The 2,486-nt window shown below is 59.3% G+C and carries 1 protein-coding gene; it reads right to left on the bottom strand.

The genetic code is table 11. The annotated features are described in order from the left end of the window. Nucleotides 1–5: 5 nt before the first annotated feature. Nucleotides 6–2,093 carry a recombinase family protein gene (locus tag ACWGS8_RS35095; RefSeq protein ID WP_454585196.1) on the bottom strand — a complete coding sequence of 696 codons (2,088 nt, stop codon included), beginning with the start codon at nt 2,091–2,093 and terminating at the stop codon, nt 6–8. Nucleotides 2,094–2,486: the final 393 nt, after the last annotated feature.

The raw sequence follows: 2,486 nt of genomic DNA, 5'->3' as shown, positions 1-2,486 counted from the left end.
CTCGATTATGCATGTTGATACCCCTCCTTGTGAGGCTGACAGATTCTGAGGTCGAGGTGATTGATGGTGTGGTTCCGCAGGCTTTTGACGGCATCAAGGACCGAGGAGGTGTCTTGGAAGAGGTAGGCTCCGTTCGATTGCCGATCGATTAGAAGGCGCTTCTGCCTGATCTGCACGTAAATCCAGTTCACAGGAATATCTAGGCGGCCGGCCAATTCCTGAGCGCTGAGCAGGCTGAAGCCATGGGACCATCTGTTGCGCGGTTTGGTCACTCTGATCCCGGCGCTGCGCCGCATCTGCGCCACTGTCGTTGGAAGGACCATATTTTCACAGTTGGGGGAGCGATGACCTTCGCTGGTGAGGGTCGAGGCGATTTCGTCATCAGGGGTGCCGTTGCGGGCAAGATCGAGCGCCCGATCGCGCATCTCTGTCCCTCGCGTGAGTTTGGCAACGGAGTTGACCTTCAACTTGACTTCAAGATCGCTCGCCGCGCCGCCACGCCAGACGATCCTGACCCGAGCGACATCATGTTCGCCTCGGTCAAGCACCACTTTATCTACGAGGCAGCGCAGCAAGGCTTTGCGTTGAGCATCGATAGTGGCTGGGTCCGCCCAGATCTGCGGGAGGCGTCCGGCGAGGCTAACGACCTTGCCGTGCAAGACCTTGCCTATCCCCATTTGACCGATAGCCTGTGGCGAGGATTGCTGAACAAGCGCCTCCTCGGCCGCCCGAAGCTCGCTCAAGGCCACTTCCCAGCGTCGCTCGAGTTCCCCGGCGACGAGACGATTGTCGGGGTCGACACGGTTGAATTGGCGTTCGGCCAGTGCGGCGGCATAGCGCTTGCGCTCGAGCTGCCGTTCTGCACTGCTTCGCAGCGCCGTATCCACCTGCTGCTGGGCTCGGCGCGCTTTTGACAGCGCATCCAGCTCGGCCGGCGCCAGGGCCGTCAGGAAGGCATCCGTCACAACTGCGTCTACACGCGCGGCGCGAATGTACTGGCAGGCTGGCAAACCCTCGTTGGAGCGCAGATGGTTACATACATACTGCCCGCCACCCTTGTAGCGGACATACATCTTGTGACCGCACCGCGCGCACCAAGCGATGCCGTGCAACAGGAGATCACCGTCGCGGGGTGCGCCTCTCGTCTTGGTGCGCATGTATTCGGCCCGATTGTCCCTTATGATATTGCGGATCATTTCATAAGTCTGCCAGTCGACGTAGGCCGGATAACGGTCCTTCACGACAATTCGCCATTCTTCGATTGGCCGCGGCGCTTTCGCCCGCGACGCACCATCGCGCGCAAGCGTACGCATGCGGGTACGGCCATAGACGAAAGCTCCGGCATAGGCAGGATTTTTCAGGATGGCCGCCACCGAACAAATCGTCGCTCGCGTCCAACACAAATCGCCATGCCGGTCGCGACGCGGAAGGTCGAGGCCACGACCATTGAGCAGGCGCATAACCTTGGCCACGGTGCGGAACTTCAGGAACATCTGGAACACAAGCTCCAGCCGTTCCTGAACCGCCAGGTCGGGATCCTTGACCACCACCCCGCTCGGATCACGCATAAGGCCGATCGGCAAGGAGAGCGCCAGTTCCCCGCGCTCAGCCTTGGCGAGAAGGCCGGCGGTCAGGCGACTACGGATCGTGTGCAGTTCGAGCTCCGATATTGTTCCCTTTAGCCCCAGAAGCAGCCGACCATTGGCGCTACCCGGATCATAGACCCCGTCACGATCGGCGATAAGGCAGTCGCGCAAGCCGCAGATGTCCAGGAGCGGGTACCAGTCGGAGCAGTTGCGCGCGAGACGCGTCACGTCAATCGACAGGATCAGCCCCACCTCGCTGAGCCCAACCCGGCCGACGAGCTCCTTAAAGCCAATCCGCTGCGTGACCGATGCACCGCTCAGGCCGAGATCCGCATCGATCACGTCGATATCACTCTCATGCCATCCCAGTTCGCGAGCGCGCTGGCGCAGCGCATATTGGAACCGCAGGCTTTCCTGATTGTTCGTCACTTGGTGAGGTGTCGATTGCCGGATATAGACTACGGCCTTGCGCGCCAAGTGGGCCGGTTTGATCAATTCGGATTTCACGAGAAATCTCCGCCAGAACCGCGGCGATGTCGTCGACAATCTGTCGCCGCAGACCCGGCGGCAGCGTCTCCCAAAGATCTTTCGGATCTATGCTCATCGCATTCGAGGCATTCGACCGCTAATACAAGCTCGCAGAGTGCTGCTATACTCAATTTTGTTCGATTCGTCTTCACCTCATGAGGTTCAGTTGTGGATATTGGAACCAACAGAGATGTTCCGCCGCGATGCTCGACTTCATATGAAGGTGGAAAATTGCCGCCTCTATGCGACGAGCGGCAGATCACACGGAAGGATCGCCCATAGAGAGGATGTCCCGGATCCAGAACCTGGACAACCTCAACCAATGATTCATCAGACTCACCAAAGGGGATATTCCTGTAGGCCTTCGCTCGA

The organism is Mesorhizobium sp. 43Arga, assembly GCF_053714255.1.
The sequence above is the reverse complement of the archived record's forward strand: the minus strand, read 5'-3'. Positions and strand labels throughout refer to the sequence as shown.